Source organism: Anabaena sp. CCY 9402-a, assembly GCF_963920945.1.
GTDB classification, from domain to species: domain Bacteria; phylum Cyanobacteriota; class Cyanobacteriia; order Cyanobacteriales; family Nostocaceae; genus Trichormus; species Trichormus minutissimus.
This window is the reverse complement of the sequence record NZ_CAWUDL010000062.1, coordinates 24,722-39,580: the sequence shown is the minus strand read 5'-3', so window position 1 is coordinate 39,580 and position 14,859 is coordinate 24,722. Positions and strand designations below refer to the sequence as shown.

16 protein-coding genes are annotated in these 14,859 nt (G+C 41.8%); 12 read left to right on the top strand and 4 right to left on the bottom strand.

Annotation, left to right across the window (positions count from 1 at the left end):
• The first annotated feature begins 120 nt into the window (after positions 1-120).
• From pheS to clpP, 3 genes are all read left to right on the top strand, one after another.
• On the top strand, positions 121-1,113 hold the full coding sequence (gene pheS / locus ACM0OR_RS20580) for a phenylalanine--tRNA ligase subunit alpha (RefSeq protein WP_414578429.1): 993 nt from the start codon (positions 121-123) through the stop codon (positions 1,111-1,113).
• A gap of 87 nt (positions 1,114-1,200) precedes the next feature.
• Positions 1,201-1,671, top strand: coding sequence for a shikimate kinase (locus tag ACM0OR_RS20575; protein WP_414578427.1), 471 nt, complete (start codon positions 1,201-1,203; stop codon positions 1,669-1,671).
• 212 nt (positions 1,672-1,883) lie between these two features.
• Complete coding sequence (gene clpP / locus ACM0OR_RS20570; RefSeq protein WP_190695789.1) at positions 1,884-2,498, top strand: ATP-dependent Clp endopeptidase proteolytic subunit ClpP; 615 nt, start codon at positions 1,884-1,886, stop codon at positions 2,496-2,498.
• A 97-nt stretch (positions 2,499-2,595) separates the two neighbouring features.
• On the opposite strand, the gene ACM0OR_RS20565 is transcribed toward clpP, so the two are convergent.
• On the bottom strand, positions 2,596-3,402 hold the full coding sequence (locus ACM0OR_RS20565) for a hypothetical protein (RefSeq protein WP_414578425.1): 807 nt from the start codon (positions 3,400-3,402) through the stop codon (positions 2,596-2,598).
• A gap of 323 nt (positions 3,403-3,725) precedes the next feature.
• Positions 3,726-3,881 (bottom strand): hypothetical protein, encoded by a 156-nt coding sequence (locus tag ACM0OR_RS20560; RefSeq protein ID WP_190695783.1) that lies wholly within the window; start codon positions 3,879-3,881, stop codon positions 3,726-3,728.
• A 586-nt stretch (positions 3,882-4,467) separates the two neighbouring features.
• On the opposite strand from ACM0OR_RS20560, the gene ACM0OR_RS20555 reads away from it, so the two are divergent.
• The 3 genes from ACM0OR_RS20555 to ACM0OR_RS20545 all read left to right on the top strand — a co-directional run bounded on the left by ACM0OR_RS20555 (position 4,468) and on the right by ACM0OR_RS20545 (position 8,309).
• Positions 4,468-6,822 carry a ribonuclease R family protein gene (locus tag ACM0OR_RS20555; RefSeq protein ID WP_323266739.1) on the top strand — a complete coding sequence of 785 codons (2,355 nt, stop codon included), beginning with the start codon at positions 4,468-4,470 and terminating at the stop codon, positions 6,820-6,822.
• Positions 6,823-6,839: 17 nt separating this feature from the next.
• Entirely contained in the window at positions 6,840-7,460 is a 621-nt protein-coding gene (locus tag ACM0OR_RS20550) for a flavin prenyltransferase UbiX (protein WP_323266738.1), read from the top strand.
• 138 nt (positions 7,461-7,598) lie between these two features.
• Entirely contained in the window at positions 7,599-8,309 is a 711-nt protein-coding gene (locus ACM0OR_RS20545) for a LapA family protein (RefSeq protein ID WP_323266737.1), read from the top strand.
• Positions 8,310-8,345: 36 nt separating this feature from the next.
• On the opposite strand, the gene ACM0OR_RS20540 is transcribed toward ACM0OR_RS20545, so the two are convergent.
• Positions 8,346-8,570 (bottom strand): hypothetical protein, encoded by a 225-nt coding sequence (locus tag ACM0OR_RS20540; protein ID WP_190695772.1) that lies wholly within the window; start codon positions 8,568-8,570, stop codon positions 8,346-8,348.
• 444 nt (positions 8,571-9,014) lie between these two features.
• Here ACM0OR_RS20540 and ACM0OR_RS20535 point away from each other — a divergent pair, with 444 nt between their 5' ends.
• From ACM0OR_RS20535 to ACM0OR_RS20510, 6 genes are all read left to right on the top strand, one after another.
• Entirely contained in the window at positions 9,015-10,616 is a 1,602-nt protein-coding gene (locus ACM0OR_RS20535; protein ID WP_414578422.1) for an NB-ARC domain-containing protein, read from the top strand.
• Between the two features lie 6 nt (positions 10,617-10,622).
• Positions 10,623-11,174, top strand: a complete 552-nt coding sequence (locus ACM0OR_RS20530) for a shikimate kinase (RefSeq protein WP_414578420.1) — start codon at positions 10,623-10,625, stop codon at positions 11,172-11,174.
• Between the two features lie 199 nt (positions 11,175-11,373).
• Positions 11,374-12,264 carry an acetylglutamate kinase gene (argB, locus tag ACM0OR_RS20525; protein ID WP_190695765.1) on the top strand — a complete coding sequence of 297 codons (891 nt, stop codon included), beginning with the start codon at positions 11,374-11,376 and terminating at the stop codon, positions 12,262-12,264.
• Between the two features lie 96 nt (positions 12,265-12,360).
• A complete protein-coding gene (locus ACM0OR_RS20520) occupies positions 12,361-12,882 on the top strand; it encodes a hypothetical protein (RefSeq protein ID WP_414578418.1) in 522 nt (173 codons plus the stop codon).
• 192 nt (positions 12,883-13,074) lie between these two features.
• A complete protein-coding gene (locus tag ACM0OR_RS20515; RefSeq protein ID WP_414578417.1) occupies positions 13,075-13,896 on the top strand; it encodes a DUF3153 domain-containing protein in 822 nt (273 codons plus the stop codon).
• A gap of 55 nt (positions 13,897-13,951) precedes the next feature.
• On the top strand, positions 13,952-14,140 hold the full coding sequence (locus ACM0OR_RS20510) for a hypothetical protein (RefSeq protein ID WP_414578415.1): 189 nt from the start codon (positions 13,952-13,954) through the stop codon (positions 14,138-14,140).
• On the opposite strand, the gene pdxH is transcribed toward ACM0OR_RS20510, so the two are convergent.
• Positions 14,132-14,776: a pyridoxamine 5'-phosphate oxidase gene (gene pdxH / locus ACM0OR_RS20505; protein ID WP_414578413.1), complete on the bottom strand. Its 645-nt coding sequence runs from the start codon at positions 14,774-14,776 to the stop codon at positions 14,132-14,134. The two genes, ACM0OR_RS20510 and pdxH, sit on opposite strands and share 9 nt — an antisense overlap.
• Positions 14,777-14,859: the final 83 nt, after the last annotated feature.

Sequence of the window (14,859 nt, the reverse complement as noted above, 5' to 3'; positions counted from 1 at the left end):
CACTGCGTTGGACGGGTTTCCCGGCTTGTAGCAAGTGGCGTTCCTAGGTTGGGAACCCCGCCTACAGAACTTTCCGCAAAATCTAAAATTGGTTGACTATTGACTATGGACTATTGACTAATGACTAGCAACTTAGAAGCTCAACTTTTAGCACTGAGGCAGGAAGGAGAACAAGCGATCGCCGCTGCCAATACCCTAGAAATTTTAGAAGAACTCAGAGTGAGTTATCTGGGTAAAAAAGGGCAACTAGGGGCGATGTTGCGGAGTATGGGGCAAATGAGTGCGGAAGAAAGACCAAAAATTGGGGCGATCGCCAATACAGTCAAGGAAGCCTTACAAGCCAGTTTAGACCAGCAACGAGCCGCCTTAGAAACTGCCCAAATTCAGGCACAGCTAGAGGCGGAAACTCTTGATGTCACCATGCCGGGTATTTACCGTCCCCAAGGTCGTATTCATCCCCTTAACGGCATTATTGACCGAGCTTTGGATATCTTTGTTGGTATGGGCTACACGGTGGCACAAGGGTCGGAGATGGAAACAGATTACTACAATTTTGAGGCTCTGAACACGCCACCTGACCACCCCGCCCGTGATATGCAGGATACTTTCTACCTGCCAGATGGTAATCTTTTACGTACTCATACCTCATCAGTACAAATTCGTTACATGGAAAAGGAAGAACCACCCATCCGGGTTGTTGCTCCAGGGCGAGTTTATCGGCGAGATAATGTTGATGCTACTCACTCAGCAGTTTTTCATCAAATTGAACTGTTAGCTATTGATGAGGGGCTGGCTTTTAGCGACCTCAAAGGCACGATCAAAGTATTTTTACAAGCAATGTTTGGCGATTTACCCATTCGCTTCCGTGCCAGTTATTTCCCCTTCACTGAACCATCGGCTGAGGTAGATTTACAGTGGAATGGTCGCTGGTTGGAAGTCATGGGTTGCGGTATGGTCGATCCAAATGTAATGAAATCTGTAGGTTATGATCCAGAAATTTACACCGGATTTGCGGCTGGTTTTGGTGTAGAACGCTTTGCAATGGTGTTACACCAAATCGATGATATTCGCCGCTTGTATGCCAGTGATTTGCGGTTTTTACGGCAGTTTTAAAACATACAAATTCCAGAGTTATGAGTTAGAAATTAAACTAAATTTTTAACTCATAACTCCTATTTATAATTTTAAAAAATCAATAAAATGTATCGAATTTTGATATTTGGTAATTCCGGTTCGGGGAAAAGCACTCTATCACATAAACTTGGACAAAGTTTGGCTATTCCAGTTCTCGATCTTGATACTATTGCATGGGAACACAATCAAATTGCTGTACGCCGTTCTCACGAAGATACAGCTAATGATTTACGACAATTTATCAAAAATAATACTGAGTGGGTAATTGAAGGTTGCTATAGTACGCTCATCGAAATTGCTATAGAATTCGCCACGGAAATCTATTTTCTCAATCCCGGTATTGATAGATGCCTCGAAAACAACCGTAATCGCCCTTGGGAGTCTCATAAATTCCAATCACCAGAGGAACAGGCTCAAAGTTTTGAGTTTCTCCAAAATTGGATTCAACAATATGAATCTCGTGACGATGAATTTGGTTATTCATCTCATTGGGCATTATTTGAGGAGTTTAAAGGTAAAAAGCATGAAATTACCTGATTGCTGCATCCACTATGTAAGTAGTCTTTTTTAAAGACATCCGGCAGGAAATAACGCCTGTAGAGATGCCGCACTGCAACGTCTCTACCCACTGAACATTCAGAGAAATGATGCAAGGACGGATATTCCTCCATCTACTAACTTTGACTAAAGACCACAATTAGCCGTTGTCATCGATAAAATAGAATTTAAAATAGCTACAAGTAAGCTGCATGACTATTCCTATCGTCATTGAACAATCGGGTCGCGGTGAACGCGCTTTTGATATATACTCACGTCTGTTGCGTGAGCGGATTATTTTTTTGGGTGAACAAGTTGATAGCCATTTAGCTAACTTAATAGTTGCCCAATTGCTATTTTTGGATGCTGAAGACCCAGAAAAAGACATTTATTTGTATATAAATTCTCCTGGTGGTTCTGTAACTGCTGGTATGGGAATTTTTGATACAATGAAACACATTCGCCCTGATGTCTGTACTATTTGTACTGGACTAGCGGCAAGTATGGGTGCTTTTCTCCTTAGTGCTGGTGCTAAAGGCAAGCGGATGAGTTTACCCCATTCGCGGATTATGATTCACCAACCACTAGGCGGCGCACAAGGTCAAGCAACTGATATTGAAATTCAGGCGCGGGAAATTTTGTATCACAAGAAACGGCTGAATGATTTTTTAGCTGAACACACAGGTCAGCCCATTGAGCGCATTGCCGAAGATACTGAACGTGATTTCTTCATGTCACCAGAGGAAGCCAAGGAATATGGCTTAATTGACCAAGTGATTGACCGTCACGCTACTGGTATCCGTCCTCCAGTAGCGGTTGTGGGTTAACTAGTAAATGTAGGTTGGGGAGTCAGGAAACCCAACACCCTAATCCATGTTGGGTTGCGCTGCACTTAACCCAACCTACATCTAAGTAATGATTGAATTAAAACCCGGCAATGGGGTCAGGTTGTGATTCTAGGTATTTGAGGAAACTGTGTAACTCTTCTTCTGTCAGTAAAGTGCGTCCTCGCTTACCGTAGGTTTTAATTAAGTATTCTCTTCCTTGTTCTGGTGTCCATCCTAGACGCTGCAACTCGACATCAGTTTTAGCTATGACATCAGATAAATCAACAGGTTCAGCTTTTTTCTTTTTCTTCCCCGTTCCCAATATAGGAGCTACATTTTCTGGGGGATTGTAACTACGTGGTGTAAACGGGGTGACATTACTCGCAGGCATATCAGTCAAGGCAGTATTGTCTGAGTGTTTAGCAGACATCAATGGTAAGTCTTCTACTGCTACATTGACTTCTGGTTCTGGATAGCTGAAATCTGGGCTGTGGATGCTATCACTGGGAATAAATGTGTCAATTTGAGATTGACTGTCATCGCTAGTTGATGACCACTGATTACTGTCAAAGTTAGTGTCTGGAAGAGAGGCAGTATTAACAGGATTAAACTGTACTGGTGATATTGCTTCTGGGGCAACTTGTACTGATTGTACTGGTGATATTGCTTCTGGGGCAACTTGTACTGATGTCTGAGCCGTATCGGTAATTCCCAATACCATCAATGCCCTAGTTCTGGCTTTGTCTTCAGCTACTTCTACGCTTTCGGCTGATGCCATACCAGTAGCACGGATTACACCTTCTATTTGAACGCTTGCCCGGACAATATATTTTCCCTGAAAAATTTGTACTAGTTCAGAAACTAAACTGCCGTTGGGATACAAGCTCTGGAATTGAGCCAACATAATACTGCCACCAAATCTATGTCTATGAAATTATGTGGTTGATACTACCAATTTACCCCAGCCACTGTTTGCTCAGTATAGATTTTTTATCTTACCCAAGTTGTCAAAAAAATTGTGTCAGATGAGAAACCTGAGTGAGTGTGACTAAGCTTGTCTAAAGTGGTTTAATAAATGTATTTTAACTTTACATCCACTCAGTTTTCTGTGGGTAAACAATATATGAATATAATTAGTCCACTATATCTTGGTGTTGCTAATTTTTTTATTTCACTCGTACAGAAGCATGGGTGTAGATGCTAAATCTGCTCTCAGAAAAGATTTGCCTAGGACGTATAGGTAACAAGTTGGCGAACTGGAGACGATCGCAAAACTGTTTTTACATGACTGTAACATTTGCGATCGCCTTTGATAATCACTGTTAACTCATTCTGAGTAGCTTGACTATTAATGCTATACTGATTACCCAATTCATGATCCAAAACTATTTTCTGGAAGTGCGCTCTAAATCTACAATAATGGAGATAAGGTTCGCCCTCACTGCTTGTTAGGCTGCTACCTGTTTGTTACTGATTCTACATACTGACAAATTGGGTAATTCGGCAGTTGCTCCTAGTAAAAAATCAGAGTCTTATGGCGTAAAAGTACCTTCAAGCTAGACCATCAAACACCTGTAGTTTCCCCTATGTGACGCTTTTTTTGGGTGATGTGGAAAGTCATTCCCACCCAGGACTCAAAACCAGTCGTGTAATTAACACTAACGGGAAAACTCTCAATCAGCCTTACTTTAATGAGTTTGGTTAGGTGAAGGTACTGAAGCGTAAACTAACTCTGAAATTGTCATGCAGTGAGAAGTCCGTCAGAGTGTACTCCTCCGGAAAAGCAAGCTACGCGGATCATCTTGTAAAATAGCATCTTCCCGCCTGGGTGGATGAGCCTTTATGAGAACGTCGGGAACTCGGCCTCAGGGCAATTCGTTTCCAGCTAATATACTGTAGTCCGTGAGGGCATACGGCAAAGAACCAGATTAAACCAACATGATGTTTTGACCAAAGGTCGGTTCACTGCATGGAATTTTCAATCGCTACACTCCTTGCCAATTTCACCGATGATAAATTGGTAGCTCGCAAAGTTTTGGAAAAGAAACTAGGTTGCGAGGATGAAGACAGTTTAGAAAAACTCCACATTGCCTTGGAGGTGTTGGAAAAAATCGGGCTTTTGGCGAAAGAACGGGGTAAATATCGCCGCATTACAGAAGAAGGTCTGATTGAAGCCAAATTGCGTTGTTCTAGTAAAGGCTTTTGCTTTGCTATTCAAGATGTGGAAGGCGCGGAGGATATTTATATCCGCGAAAGCCATTTGAGTAATGCTTGGAATGGCGATCGCGTTTTAGTTAGAGTTCTCAAAGAAGGTAGTCGTCGCCGTTCTCCTGAAGGAGAAGTAAAGTTAATTTTAGAACGCTCTAATCACACTTTGCTAGCACGGATTAAACAAGTAGAAAACGGTTTTCGGGCTGTTCCCTTAGATGACCGACTCCTCTTTGAACTCAAAATCCTCACTAACGGGATGAAATTAGAGGAAGCCCTCGACCACCTAGCCCATGTGGAAGTGCTGCGTTATCCCTTAGCTCAGTATCCCCCCCTTGGTCGAGTAGTTCAAATTCTCGGTAGTGATGCTGAAGCCGCAGCTGATATAGATTTAGTTACCTGTAAACACGATTTATCTCGGACTTTCTCCGAGTCAATTTTAGATGCATCTGCCAAGTTATCTAAAAGGCTGTTGAAAGCTGACCTGAAAAACAAACTCGATTTACGTAATTTATTTACTATTGCGATTACTGAAGTCAATAGTGACACGAAGGTAATAGAAAACGCCCTGAGTTTAGAAAAAACTATTGCTGGTAATTGGCAATTAGGCTTTCACATCGCCGATGTTTCTCACTATGTCCAACCTGACGAACCTTTAGATAGGGAAGCCCTCAAACGCGGTAGGTCGGTGTATTTGGGAGACTTAGTGTTGCCCATGTTACCAGAAACCGTAGCCGATCGCTGTTCATTAGTTCCCAAAAGCGATCGCTTGGCTATCTCGTTTTTAATGACCATTTCTCCCCAATCAGGAGCAGTGTTGGAATGGGAAATCCAACCGAGTGTCATTCATGTAGATACAGCCATTACCAAACAACAAGCAGAAAACATTCTCCAAGGTAAAGCGAAAAAAGAATCCCCACAGGCCATAGAACTAATCCAAAATCTCATCAGTATCGGCACAGGGATCAAACAAGTGCGTCTGGCTCGTGGTAGCTTGCAGTTAAATTTACCCGCCAACCAAAACCCCTATTGTGATGAAGGAAGTCTGGGGGCTGTGATTGTTAATGATTCCCCAGTGCGATCGCTACTCACAGAATTAGTGCTATTAGTTAATGAACTAATGGCTACCCACCTCAACGCCCTAGGTGTTCCCGCTATCTGGCGTTTACAAGGTACACCCGACCCGGAAGACGTACAGGAAATGCTGAAGTTAGCGATTAACTTAGGTGTGGAATTATCCCTAGAACCAGAGGTAGATATTGAACCCCTAGATTATCAACACCTGACTAGAGCTTTTGCTGACTCCCCCTCTGAGCAAGTGTTGACTTATTTGTTGCAAGATACCCTCAAACCAGCAGTTTACAGCACCACTAAAGGGAGTCACTTTGGTCTGGCACTAGCACAATACACTCACTGCACCTCCCCCTTACGGCGTTATCCAGACTTACTGATGCAGAGAGTGTACTATCAGCTACTAGAACACGGGCGCGATCGCCGCAATACCCGTGTGAAAGAACGGGTAAACCTGCGCCACTCCTACAGTCATGGGGAAATTAACTGGAACGTCCTCCCCCCAGAATTGCAGCAAGAACTGCAAAGTGACTTGACGCGGGTGATTATCCAAATCAACGATAGGGAAAAAGAAGTCCAAGAAGCTGAAGCCGATTTAGCCGGACTGCAAAAAGCCCAACTCATGAAACAGCGCATTGGGCAAGTATTTCAAGGCGTGATTACCGGCGTACAATCCTATGGTTTCTTTGTAGAAATTGAAGTCCCAGCCGTGGATTTTGAAGTCAAGGGTAATCCTGGTGTGCCTTTACGGGTAGAAGGACTGGTACACGTTAGTTCCCTCAAAGATGACTGGTATGAATATCGCGCTAGACAACAGGCACTATTTGGCAGGAAAAATCGTGCTTCCTATAGATTAGGCGATCGCGTCTCCGTCCAAGTGAAAAGCGTCGATTACTATCGCCAACAAATAGATTTAGTCACCGTTGGTAGCGATGGCTTAGTTAAAGGCTTAGGTGTTGGTAATGTAAATGGTGATATGCCGGATATCTACCTACGTAACGATCTTGAGTCAGATGATTTAGACCCTTATGCTGAGGAAGAGTAAATTTTTGTTAAGCACCGGTGACATATCATAGCAAACCCCTAATTATCGGCGTATCAGGAGCATCTGGCCTGATTTACGCCGTTCGCGCCCTTAAATATCTGCTGGCAGCAGACTATGAAGTTGAATTAGTCGCCTCTAAATCAAGTTACATGGTTTGGCAAGCCGAACAGGATACTCGGATGCCAGCAGACCCAAATCAGCAAGAGCAATTCTGGCGCGAACAAGCTGGAGTTGCTCTTGGAGGTAAGCTACGCTGTCACCCTTGGAGTAATGTCGGAGCAAATATCGCCAGTGGTTCTTTTCGCACCTTGGGGATGATTGTCATTCCTTGCAGTATGAGTACCGTCGCCAAGTTAGCTGGCGGTTTGAGTACCGACTTGCTAGAACGAGCCGCCGATGTTCAAATTAAAGAGGGACGCAAGTTAATTGTTGTCCCTCGTGAAACTCCCTTTAGCCTAATTCACCTGCGAAATTTAACAACTTTAGCAGAGGCTGGAGTCCGCATTGTCCCTGCTATTCCAGCTTGGTATCACAACCCTCAAACCGTCGAGGACTTAATTGATTTTGTAGTTGCTCGTGTTTTAGATCAACTAGATATTGATTGCATACCTATTCAACGTTGGGAAGGCAACAAATAAGTTAAAAGTAAAAGAGTGCTGAGTAGTAAGTAATGAGTAATGAGTAATGAGTAGTGAGTGGGTGGGCATTGTATTTTTCTCCCCCTGCTTCCCCTGCTTCCCCTGCTTTCTTTTCCCCAGTCCCCAGTCCCTTTGTTTATGGCTGTAATTCGTTTAATTCTGTTAATAGCAATCATGGGCGGACTAACACTATTGTTAGTTCAAAATTGGTCGCCTGTGCTATCGCTAGTCTTTTTAGGTATGCGAAGCCAGCCATTACCCTTGGCAATGTGGATTTTGTTTAGCACGGCTGCTGGTGCTGGTACATCTTTATTAATTACTAGTTTGTATAAATTATCTAATTATTTCGAGCCACGCCAAATTCCTTCCTCATCAAATACAACTTCTAGGCGTAGCAAAGCTAAGAGTCGAGAAGAATTTACATCTGCACCATACACTCCACCACCAAAAAGCCAAGCAGAGCCAGCCAGGAAAGAGACATTTGACGACGAATTTGATGATTGGGAAAAGAACAGTGCAGATGATGACTGGAATTTTGATCAACAGTCACCCCCAGCACCTAAGTCTAGTTCTGAAAGTGAGCCAGTTCGAGACTCTACTAATTACGAACGCCCACAACCAAGCAAAACGGGTTCTCAATCTGGTTCTACCTATTCCTATAGTTACCGTGAGCCAAAAAATACCGCCGCAGGTAAGTCTGAATCAGTTTACGATGCTGATTACCGAGTCATCATTCCGCCTTATCAACCACCAAATCAACCACCAACTAACAATGCCGACAATGAGGAGGATGAGGACTGGAGTTTCTTTGAAGATGATGATTCTGAAGATGATAAACCTCGTAGGTAGATGAGGAGAATCTCCGTAGATTTAGCCCGGAGAGTGTCAAACCCTACTCTCTACTCCCCATTGTCTCCTCTCTTTTCTACACTGTTCACGGGATTCTTGCTTGACATTGCCGTTCATGGCTGCTTCTTGTAAAGTCATGAAGGCGTTTAAATCTTCTAAATCATACTGAGTAGTTAATAAATAACGTAATTGATTTTCTGCTTCAACCGTCAGATAGCCAGTTACTAAAGCCTGTTGCACAACGTCACGAATTCGAGTCATGGTTGATGCCTCATTACACACCACATTAATAGATTTGGGCTAATGATCGGGAAATATGCAGTCTTCTTTAAGCCCCAACCGGTGAATTGATCAAGCCGGTTAATAATTATGCAAAATTAGTCATTTTTTACACTTCGATTTGCTGTCATTATTAGAGTTAACTATTCTCTTATCGTGCCTTATATGACTCAGTAATATGCACCAGTGAAACATTCAATGAAAAGATAGAGTAATCATAGTCAAGATTGACGAAACTGTTTCACTTAAAGTTTCAGACAAGCTATATAAATTTTCCATTAAGCCTAACCATATCTAATTAATCACTAGATAGTCACCTAACAAAAGTTAGGAAATTCGTTATAAATTTATCTGTGATTTATTCTGACTTTATAGAAGAATCGCTAATATATTGCCAAGGTTACATTAAATACATATAAACCAGTAATGACAATATTTAATTCCAATCAAATAGAGGAATTTCTAGAGGCAACAAATAATTGGGAGTTAGAAAAATTATACATAGATTTAGCATCCAATAAAGGTAAGGCTCTTACTCCCGTAGAAAAGAAATTCCTTAGAGGATTATTATGTGGATGTAGCCCCGCAGAAATTGCTAGTGTAGTTTATCAAAGTCGGAGTAGTAGTACAGTCAGAGTTTATTTGTCTAACGGGCTGTATAAATATATAGAAGAAATGTTGAGTACGCAAGCTGGATACTCAATCAAAGTCAAGAATTGGAGTCGTGTCACTTATTTGTTAGAAAAAGCAGGATACAAAAAAGATAGGTTGTTATTACAACCAGTTGACAGCAATAAAAAAAGTCAAAAAGAACTAGAAACTAACTTAGTTAAAATTAAATCAACACCTCTCATTAATTGGGGTGCAGCGATTGATGTTAGTAATTTTCAGGGGCGAACTACAGAACTAACAAAAATTAAACAGTGGATTTTACAAGACCATTGTCGGCTAGTGCTAATCTTGGGCATGGCTGGAATAGGGAAAACAGCTTTTTCTGTTAAACTAGCCCAAGAGATGCAACAAGACTTCGAGTATATTATCTGGCGATCGCTACGTCTCGCACCTACCCTAGAGCAGATATTAGATGAACTTATTACTGCTTTATCCCCGAAGCTAGAGCTTAAAATTGCCGATACAGTAGAACATAAACTTTCGCAACTAATAGATTGTTTGCGTTCTGCTCGCTGTTTAATTGTGTTGGATAATTTTGACTCAGTTTTAGCTAGTCAAAATAAATACACACAAACCAGTAATTCTAGTCAAGACAATTCGGCAATTACTTCTCTTTTATCGCCAATTAAATACCATCCAGGACATGAGATTTATCAAGAATTAATTCGCCGGATAGGAGAATCGCAACATCAAAGCTGTTTCGTCTTGACTAGTCGAGAGAAAACACCAGAAATTGCAGCTTTAGAAGGTGAAAAATTACCTGTTCGCTCCTGGAAAATCATGGGGCTAGGGAAACAAGAAAGCCTCTCAATTCTCCAAGGTAAAGGTTTGAGTGAACTTTCGGAGAAAGAATCACAAATATTGCTTGATTGGTATGGAGGTAATCCCTTATTCTTACAACTAGTAGCCACCGCTACTCAAGAATTATTTGGTGGCAACATTGCAGAATTTCTGAACCAGGGTACTGTTGTATTCGGAGATATGCGCTTAATTTTAGATCAACAATTTAATCGCCTATCGCCGATAGAAAAAAATGTGCTGTATTGGCTAGCTATTAATCAAGATTTTGTTTCAGTAAGTCAGTTACAAGAAAATATCATACCAGGATTATCGCCACGACTATCACAAAGATTAATCCTGGAAGCAGTAGATTTATTACAAAAGCGTTCTCTAATTGAACAGCAAGCAGGGAAATTTGCTCAAACTCCCATATTAATTGAGTATACAATTGAGCGACTAATAGAGGAAAATTTTAAATTAAGTGCCAAACAAGAAGACTGCTTATTAATGCAGACCATGTTGACAGCACGCCGCCAAAACCATACACGAGAAAGTCGTCTAAAAACGGAGCTTTAAAGTAGCGTGAGTAGTTTGTTACAAGGGGTCAATCTATACCTAATCGGGATGATGGGGGCTGGTAAAACCACGGTAGGTCAATTACTTGCCAAGCAATTAGGTTATGGATTTATTGATACTGATAGTGTAATTGCCCAGTCTGCAAAAAAATCTATTAACCAACTATTTGCCGAGGAAGGAGAAGCAGCATTTCGTCAGTTAGAAAGTGATGTGTTAGGACAAGTATGTGCCTATACCAAGCTGACTATTGCTACAGGAGGGGGTATTGTTTTAAAGCGAGAAAACTGGGGTTATTTACATCACGGTTTAATTGTGTGGCTAGATGTGCCAGTAGAATTACTTTATACCCGTTTAGCTGAAGATACCACAAGACCACTACTGCAAGATGCTGATCCCCAAGGGAAACTGCGATCGCTCCTCGAACAACGTACACCACTGTACGCCCAAGCTGATCTGCGAATTTCTGTAATGGAAGGAGAAACACCAGAACAAATTGCTGACAAAATAATGGCGGCAATTCCTAGTGTGTTAAAAAAGTCAACAGTGAATGGTCATTAGTCATTGAGCATGAGTTACTCTCTACCTTGTCTACTCTGTCACCTGTCACCTGTCACCTGTCACCTATCACCTGTCACCTGTCACCTGTCCCCTGTCACCTATCACCTGTCCCCAAAGATATGTAATAAGAGATTGTGACTGGGTAAAAATTCTTTTACACTGACTTGCATAAATATGTAAGTCTCAACTCCTGTTCACAATGGTTAACGATACTGAGTACATCAGGCAAACTGAAGCTACGCGGGTGCGTGTTCTCAGCGAAGCACTACCTTATATTCAACAATTCGCCGGACGCACCGTTGTTGTTAAATATGGTGGTGCTGCCATGAAAGATAGCACCCTAAAAAGCCAAGTTATCCGCGATATTGTCTTTTTGTCTTGCGTCGGCTTGCGGCCAATCTTAGTCCACGGTGGCGGCCCAGAAATTAACAGTTGGTTAGATAAACTGGGCATCGAACCACAATTTAAAAACGGTCTACGTGTCACAGATGCCGCCACAATGGATGTTGTGGAAATGGTGCTAGTAGGTCGAGTTAATAAAGAAATTGTTGAGTTAATTAACCAAGCTGGCGGTTTGGCTGTGGGGTTGTGTGGTAAAGATGGTAACTTGATTACTGCCCGTCCCCAAGGTCAAGAAGGTATTGGCTTCGTGGGGGAAGTCAGTAACGTTAATATCAAAATTTTAGAAACTCTTTCTAGTAATGGCTATATTCCCGTAGTTTCCAGCGTTGCGGCTGATGAGTCAGGACAAGCTTATAACATTAACGCCGATACCATCGCCGGAGAAATCGCTGCCGCGTTGGGGGCAGAAAAGTTGATTTTACTGACTGACACCAGAGGGATTTTAAAAGATTATAAAGATCCCTCAACCTTAATTCCGAAAGTAGATATTCGGGAAGCGCGGGAATTGATTGTGAGTGGTGCAGTCAGTGGCGGGATGATCCCCAAAGTTAATTGTTGCGTGCGATCGCTTGCCCAAGGGGTACGTGCAGCACACATCATCGACGGACGCATTCCCCACGCCCTACTACTGGAAATCTTCACCGATGTTGGTATTGGGACGATGATTTTAGGTTCTCAGTTTAGTTGATGGGGTGTAGTGGTGTAAGGGAGACTTAAATCAGTGAACAGTTATCAAGTAAAGCTTGGCAAAATAAAAAGAGTGCTGATTGGTTGGTAAACAGTGGTGAATACAGAAACTTTAGAACTAGCGAGAACTAAATATCAAGCAGGTAAAATTGCCTTTGAAAATGGCAAATATCGAGAATCTGTGGAGAATCTGGAAAAAGCAAAGGATTTATTGGAACGGAACTCTCGTTTGGGGGGTGAAGTAGGTATTTGGTTAGTCACAGCCTATGAAGCAGCCGGAAGAACAGAAGATGCGATCGCGCTTTGCCAAGAACTCCGTCGTCATCCCTACTCAGAAACTCGTGATCAAGCACGCCAGTTAGTATATATCCTGCAAGCACCAAAGCTGAAAAGACCCAGTAATTGGATGACCGAGATTCCCGATTTAGGCGCACTATCTGATAATGAATCCAAAATCCTTATACCTCCCAAGCCTCGCCAATCTTCTCAACGCAAAGCACCAGCCGAAAGAGAATTAGTTGATCTCAGTCAGGTCAATACAAAAGATAATCGCTTTATCTGGGTAGCATTAATTGCCATTGGGTTGACTATTTCTTACTTGGTTTGGCAAGGATTTTAGGACTTAGCAGAACAGAGGCTAGTTCCGCCGTGAAGTCAAAAGTCAAAAGAATTGTATTCCTGTCTCTGTGCCTCTGTGCCTCTGTGGTTAAATTAAGATATTTTTAACCACAGAGACACAGAGACACGGAGAAATATAGCCTCTATGTTCACGCTAGGTGAATTTATTTAACTTTTTAGAGGAGTGGATTTAATGAATTATTCTATTTTGAGAACCAGTTTAACAGTGTTAAGTAGACCATTTAAATTAGTGGGTCGCAAGATTCTGCCTTTGGTATTTTTGATATCACTGCTATTGTCTGGTTGTGTTCAGTACGATGTGGGAGTGAATTTTAATAACTCTAATAGTGGAGAACTGGTACAGCATATTAGGTTAGAAGAAAGACTGACTAGTTTTAGTGGTGATTATGTTTATGAATGGTTAAACAGTATAGAAAAACGCGCTCGCAAGCTAGAAGGTAAAGCCAGACGCATTTCTAGAGAAGAAGTAGTGGTGACAATTCCTTTTAGTAATGGTCGAGAATTGCAAACCAAATTTAATGATTTTTTTAATTCTCATAACCAGGAAAAAACAGACGCTGACACAACAGAGGGTAATTCAGAACTACCAAAAATTGAGTCTAATTTACTTTTATTCCAGAATAATTTTTTATTAGTAGTACGGAATAAATTAATTTATGATTTAGACTTGCGATCGCTAGCTTTAATTGCTAGTAAAGGTAACGTCTTAGCCGATGCTGGTTCTATTCTCAATTTAGAATTTGCCTTAAACACTCCTTGGGGTGCTAAAAGTGTTCCAGTCGCTGAAAATGCTGTCGAACCAGAGAAAAAAGGCAAGCAATTAGTATGGCAACTCCAACCCGGTGAACTGAACCACATAGAAGTAGTATTCTGGCTACCTAGTCCTTTAGGAATTGGTGCGTTACTAATTATCTTATTTATCTGGGGAGGCATATATCTGAGATATACCTTTATGCCCGATCCCAAATTACAGTTTGCACCTAAAGCAGAATAGTAATGAGTGCTGAGTGCTGAGTGCTGAGTGCTGAGTAATCAGTAATGAGTAAGTAATGAGTAATGAGCGATTAGATTATCTTGACGATATGGCCATTAAGACAGATAAAATCAACCTCCGTAGGTTCGCTGACTCCCTACTCACCACTAATTACTCTCTACTCTCCACTCATTACTCCCTACTCATTACTCCCTACTCAGCACTCAGCACTCAGCACTCAGCACTCAGCACTCTCTCATGGTGATAAACGCTCAATTTTCCAAGTGCCTGTCTCTAAAGGAGTATAAAGCAAGCGATCGTGCAAACGACTAGAGCGTCCTTGCCAAAACTCAATTTCTGTAGGAATTAACCGAAAACCTCCCCAATGGGGGGGACGGGGGACTTCCTGGTTTTCATATTTACTCTGAAATTCCTGCATCCGTTGTTCTAAAACTTCTCGGTTGGGGATGACTTCACTTTGATTAGAAGCCCATGCACCCAAACGGCTTTTACCAGGACGACTTTCAAAATAATAGTCTGATTCAGTTTCCGAAACTTTCTCTACACTTCCTAAAATTCTGACTTGACGTTCTAATTCTGCCCACCAGAAAACCAAAGCTGCTTGGGGATTTGCTACTAGTTCTTGTCCTTTACGACTGTTATAGTTGGTGAAGAAAACAAAACCCCTCTCATCAAAATCTTTTAACAGTACCATTCTCGCTGATGGCTTCCCATCTGGCGTAGTGGTGGCTAGAGTCATCGCATTGGGTTCTGGAAGTTGGGCGGCTAGTGCCTGCTCAAACCACTTTTTAAAGTGTACGAAAGGGCTGGGATCAACTTCTGTTTCACTCAAACCTTCCAATGTATAGTCTTTGCGAAGGTCGGCTATGGTTTTATCCATCTTAATTTACTTCCTTATTATTTAAAAAGGCTGGGGACAGGTGACAGGTGACTAATATCTATTGACTATAGGAGTAGTAAAAT

Coding starts and splice junctions, on each gene's coding strand:
- pheS (WP_414578429.1), top strand. CDS start 121: ATGACTAGCAACTTAGAAGCTCAACTTTTAGCACTGAGGCAGGAAGGA.
- ACM0OR_RS20575 (WP_414578427.1), top strand. CDS start 1,201: ATGTATCGAATTTTGATATTTGGTAATTCCGGTTCGGGGAAAAGCACT.
- clpP (WP_190695789.1), top strand. CDS start 1,884: ATGACTATTCCTATCGTCATTGAACAATCGGGTCGCGGTGAACGCGCT.
- ACM0OR_RS20565 (WP_414578425.1), bottom strand. CDS start 3,402: ATGTTGGCTCAATTCCAGAGCTTGTATCCCAACGGCAGTTTAGTTTCT.
- ACM0OR_RS20555 (WP_323266739.1), top strand. CDS start 4,468: ATGGAATTTTCAATCGCTACACTCCTTGCCAATTTCACCGATGATAAA.
- ACM0OR_RS20545 (WP_323266737.1), top strand. CDS start 7,599: ATGGCTGTAATTCGTTTAATTCTGTTAATAGCAATCATGGGCGGACTA.
- ACM0OR_RS20540 (WP_190695772.1), bottom strand. CDS start 8,570: ATGACTCGAATTCGTGACGTTGTGCAACAGGCTTTAGTAACTGGCTAT.
- ACM0OR_RS20535 (WP_414578422.1), top strand. CDS start 9,015: ATGACAATATTTAATTCCAATCAAATAGAGGAATTTCTAGAGGCAACA.
- argB (WP_190695765.1), top strand. CDS start 11,374: ATGGTTAACGATACTGAGTACATCAGGCAAACTGAAGCTACGCGGGTG.
- ACM0OR_RS20515 (WP_414578417.1), top strand. CDS start 13,075: ATGAATTATTCTATTTTGAGAACCAGTTTAACAGTGTTAAGTAGACCA.
- ACM0OR_RS20510 (WP_414578415.1), top strand. CDS start 13,952: ATGAGTAATGAGCGATTAGATTATCTTGACGATATGGCCATTAAGACA.
- pdxH (WP_414578413.1), bottom strand. CDS start 14,776: ATGGATAAAACCATAGCCGACCTTCGCAAAGACTATACATTGGAAGGT.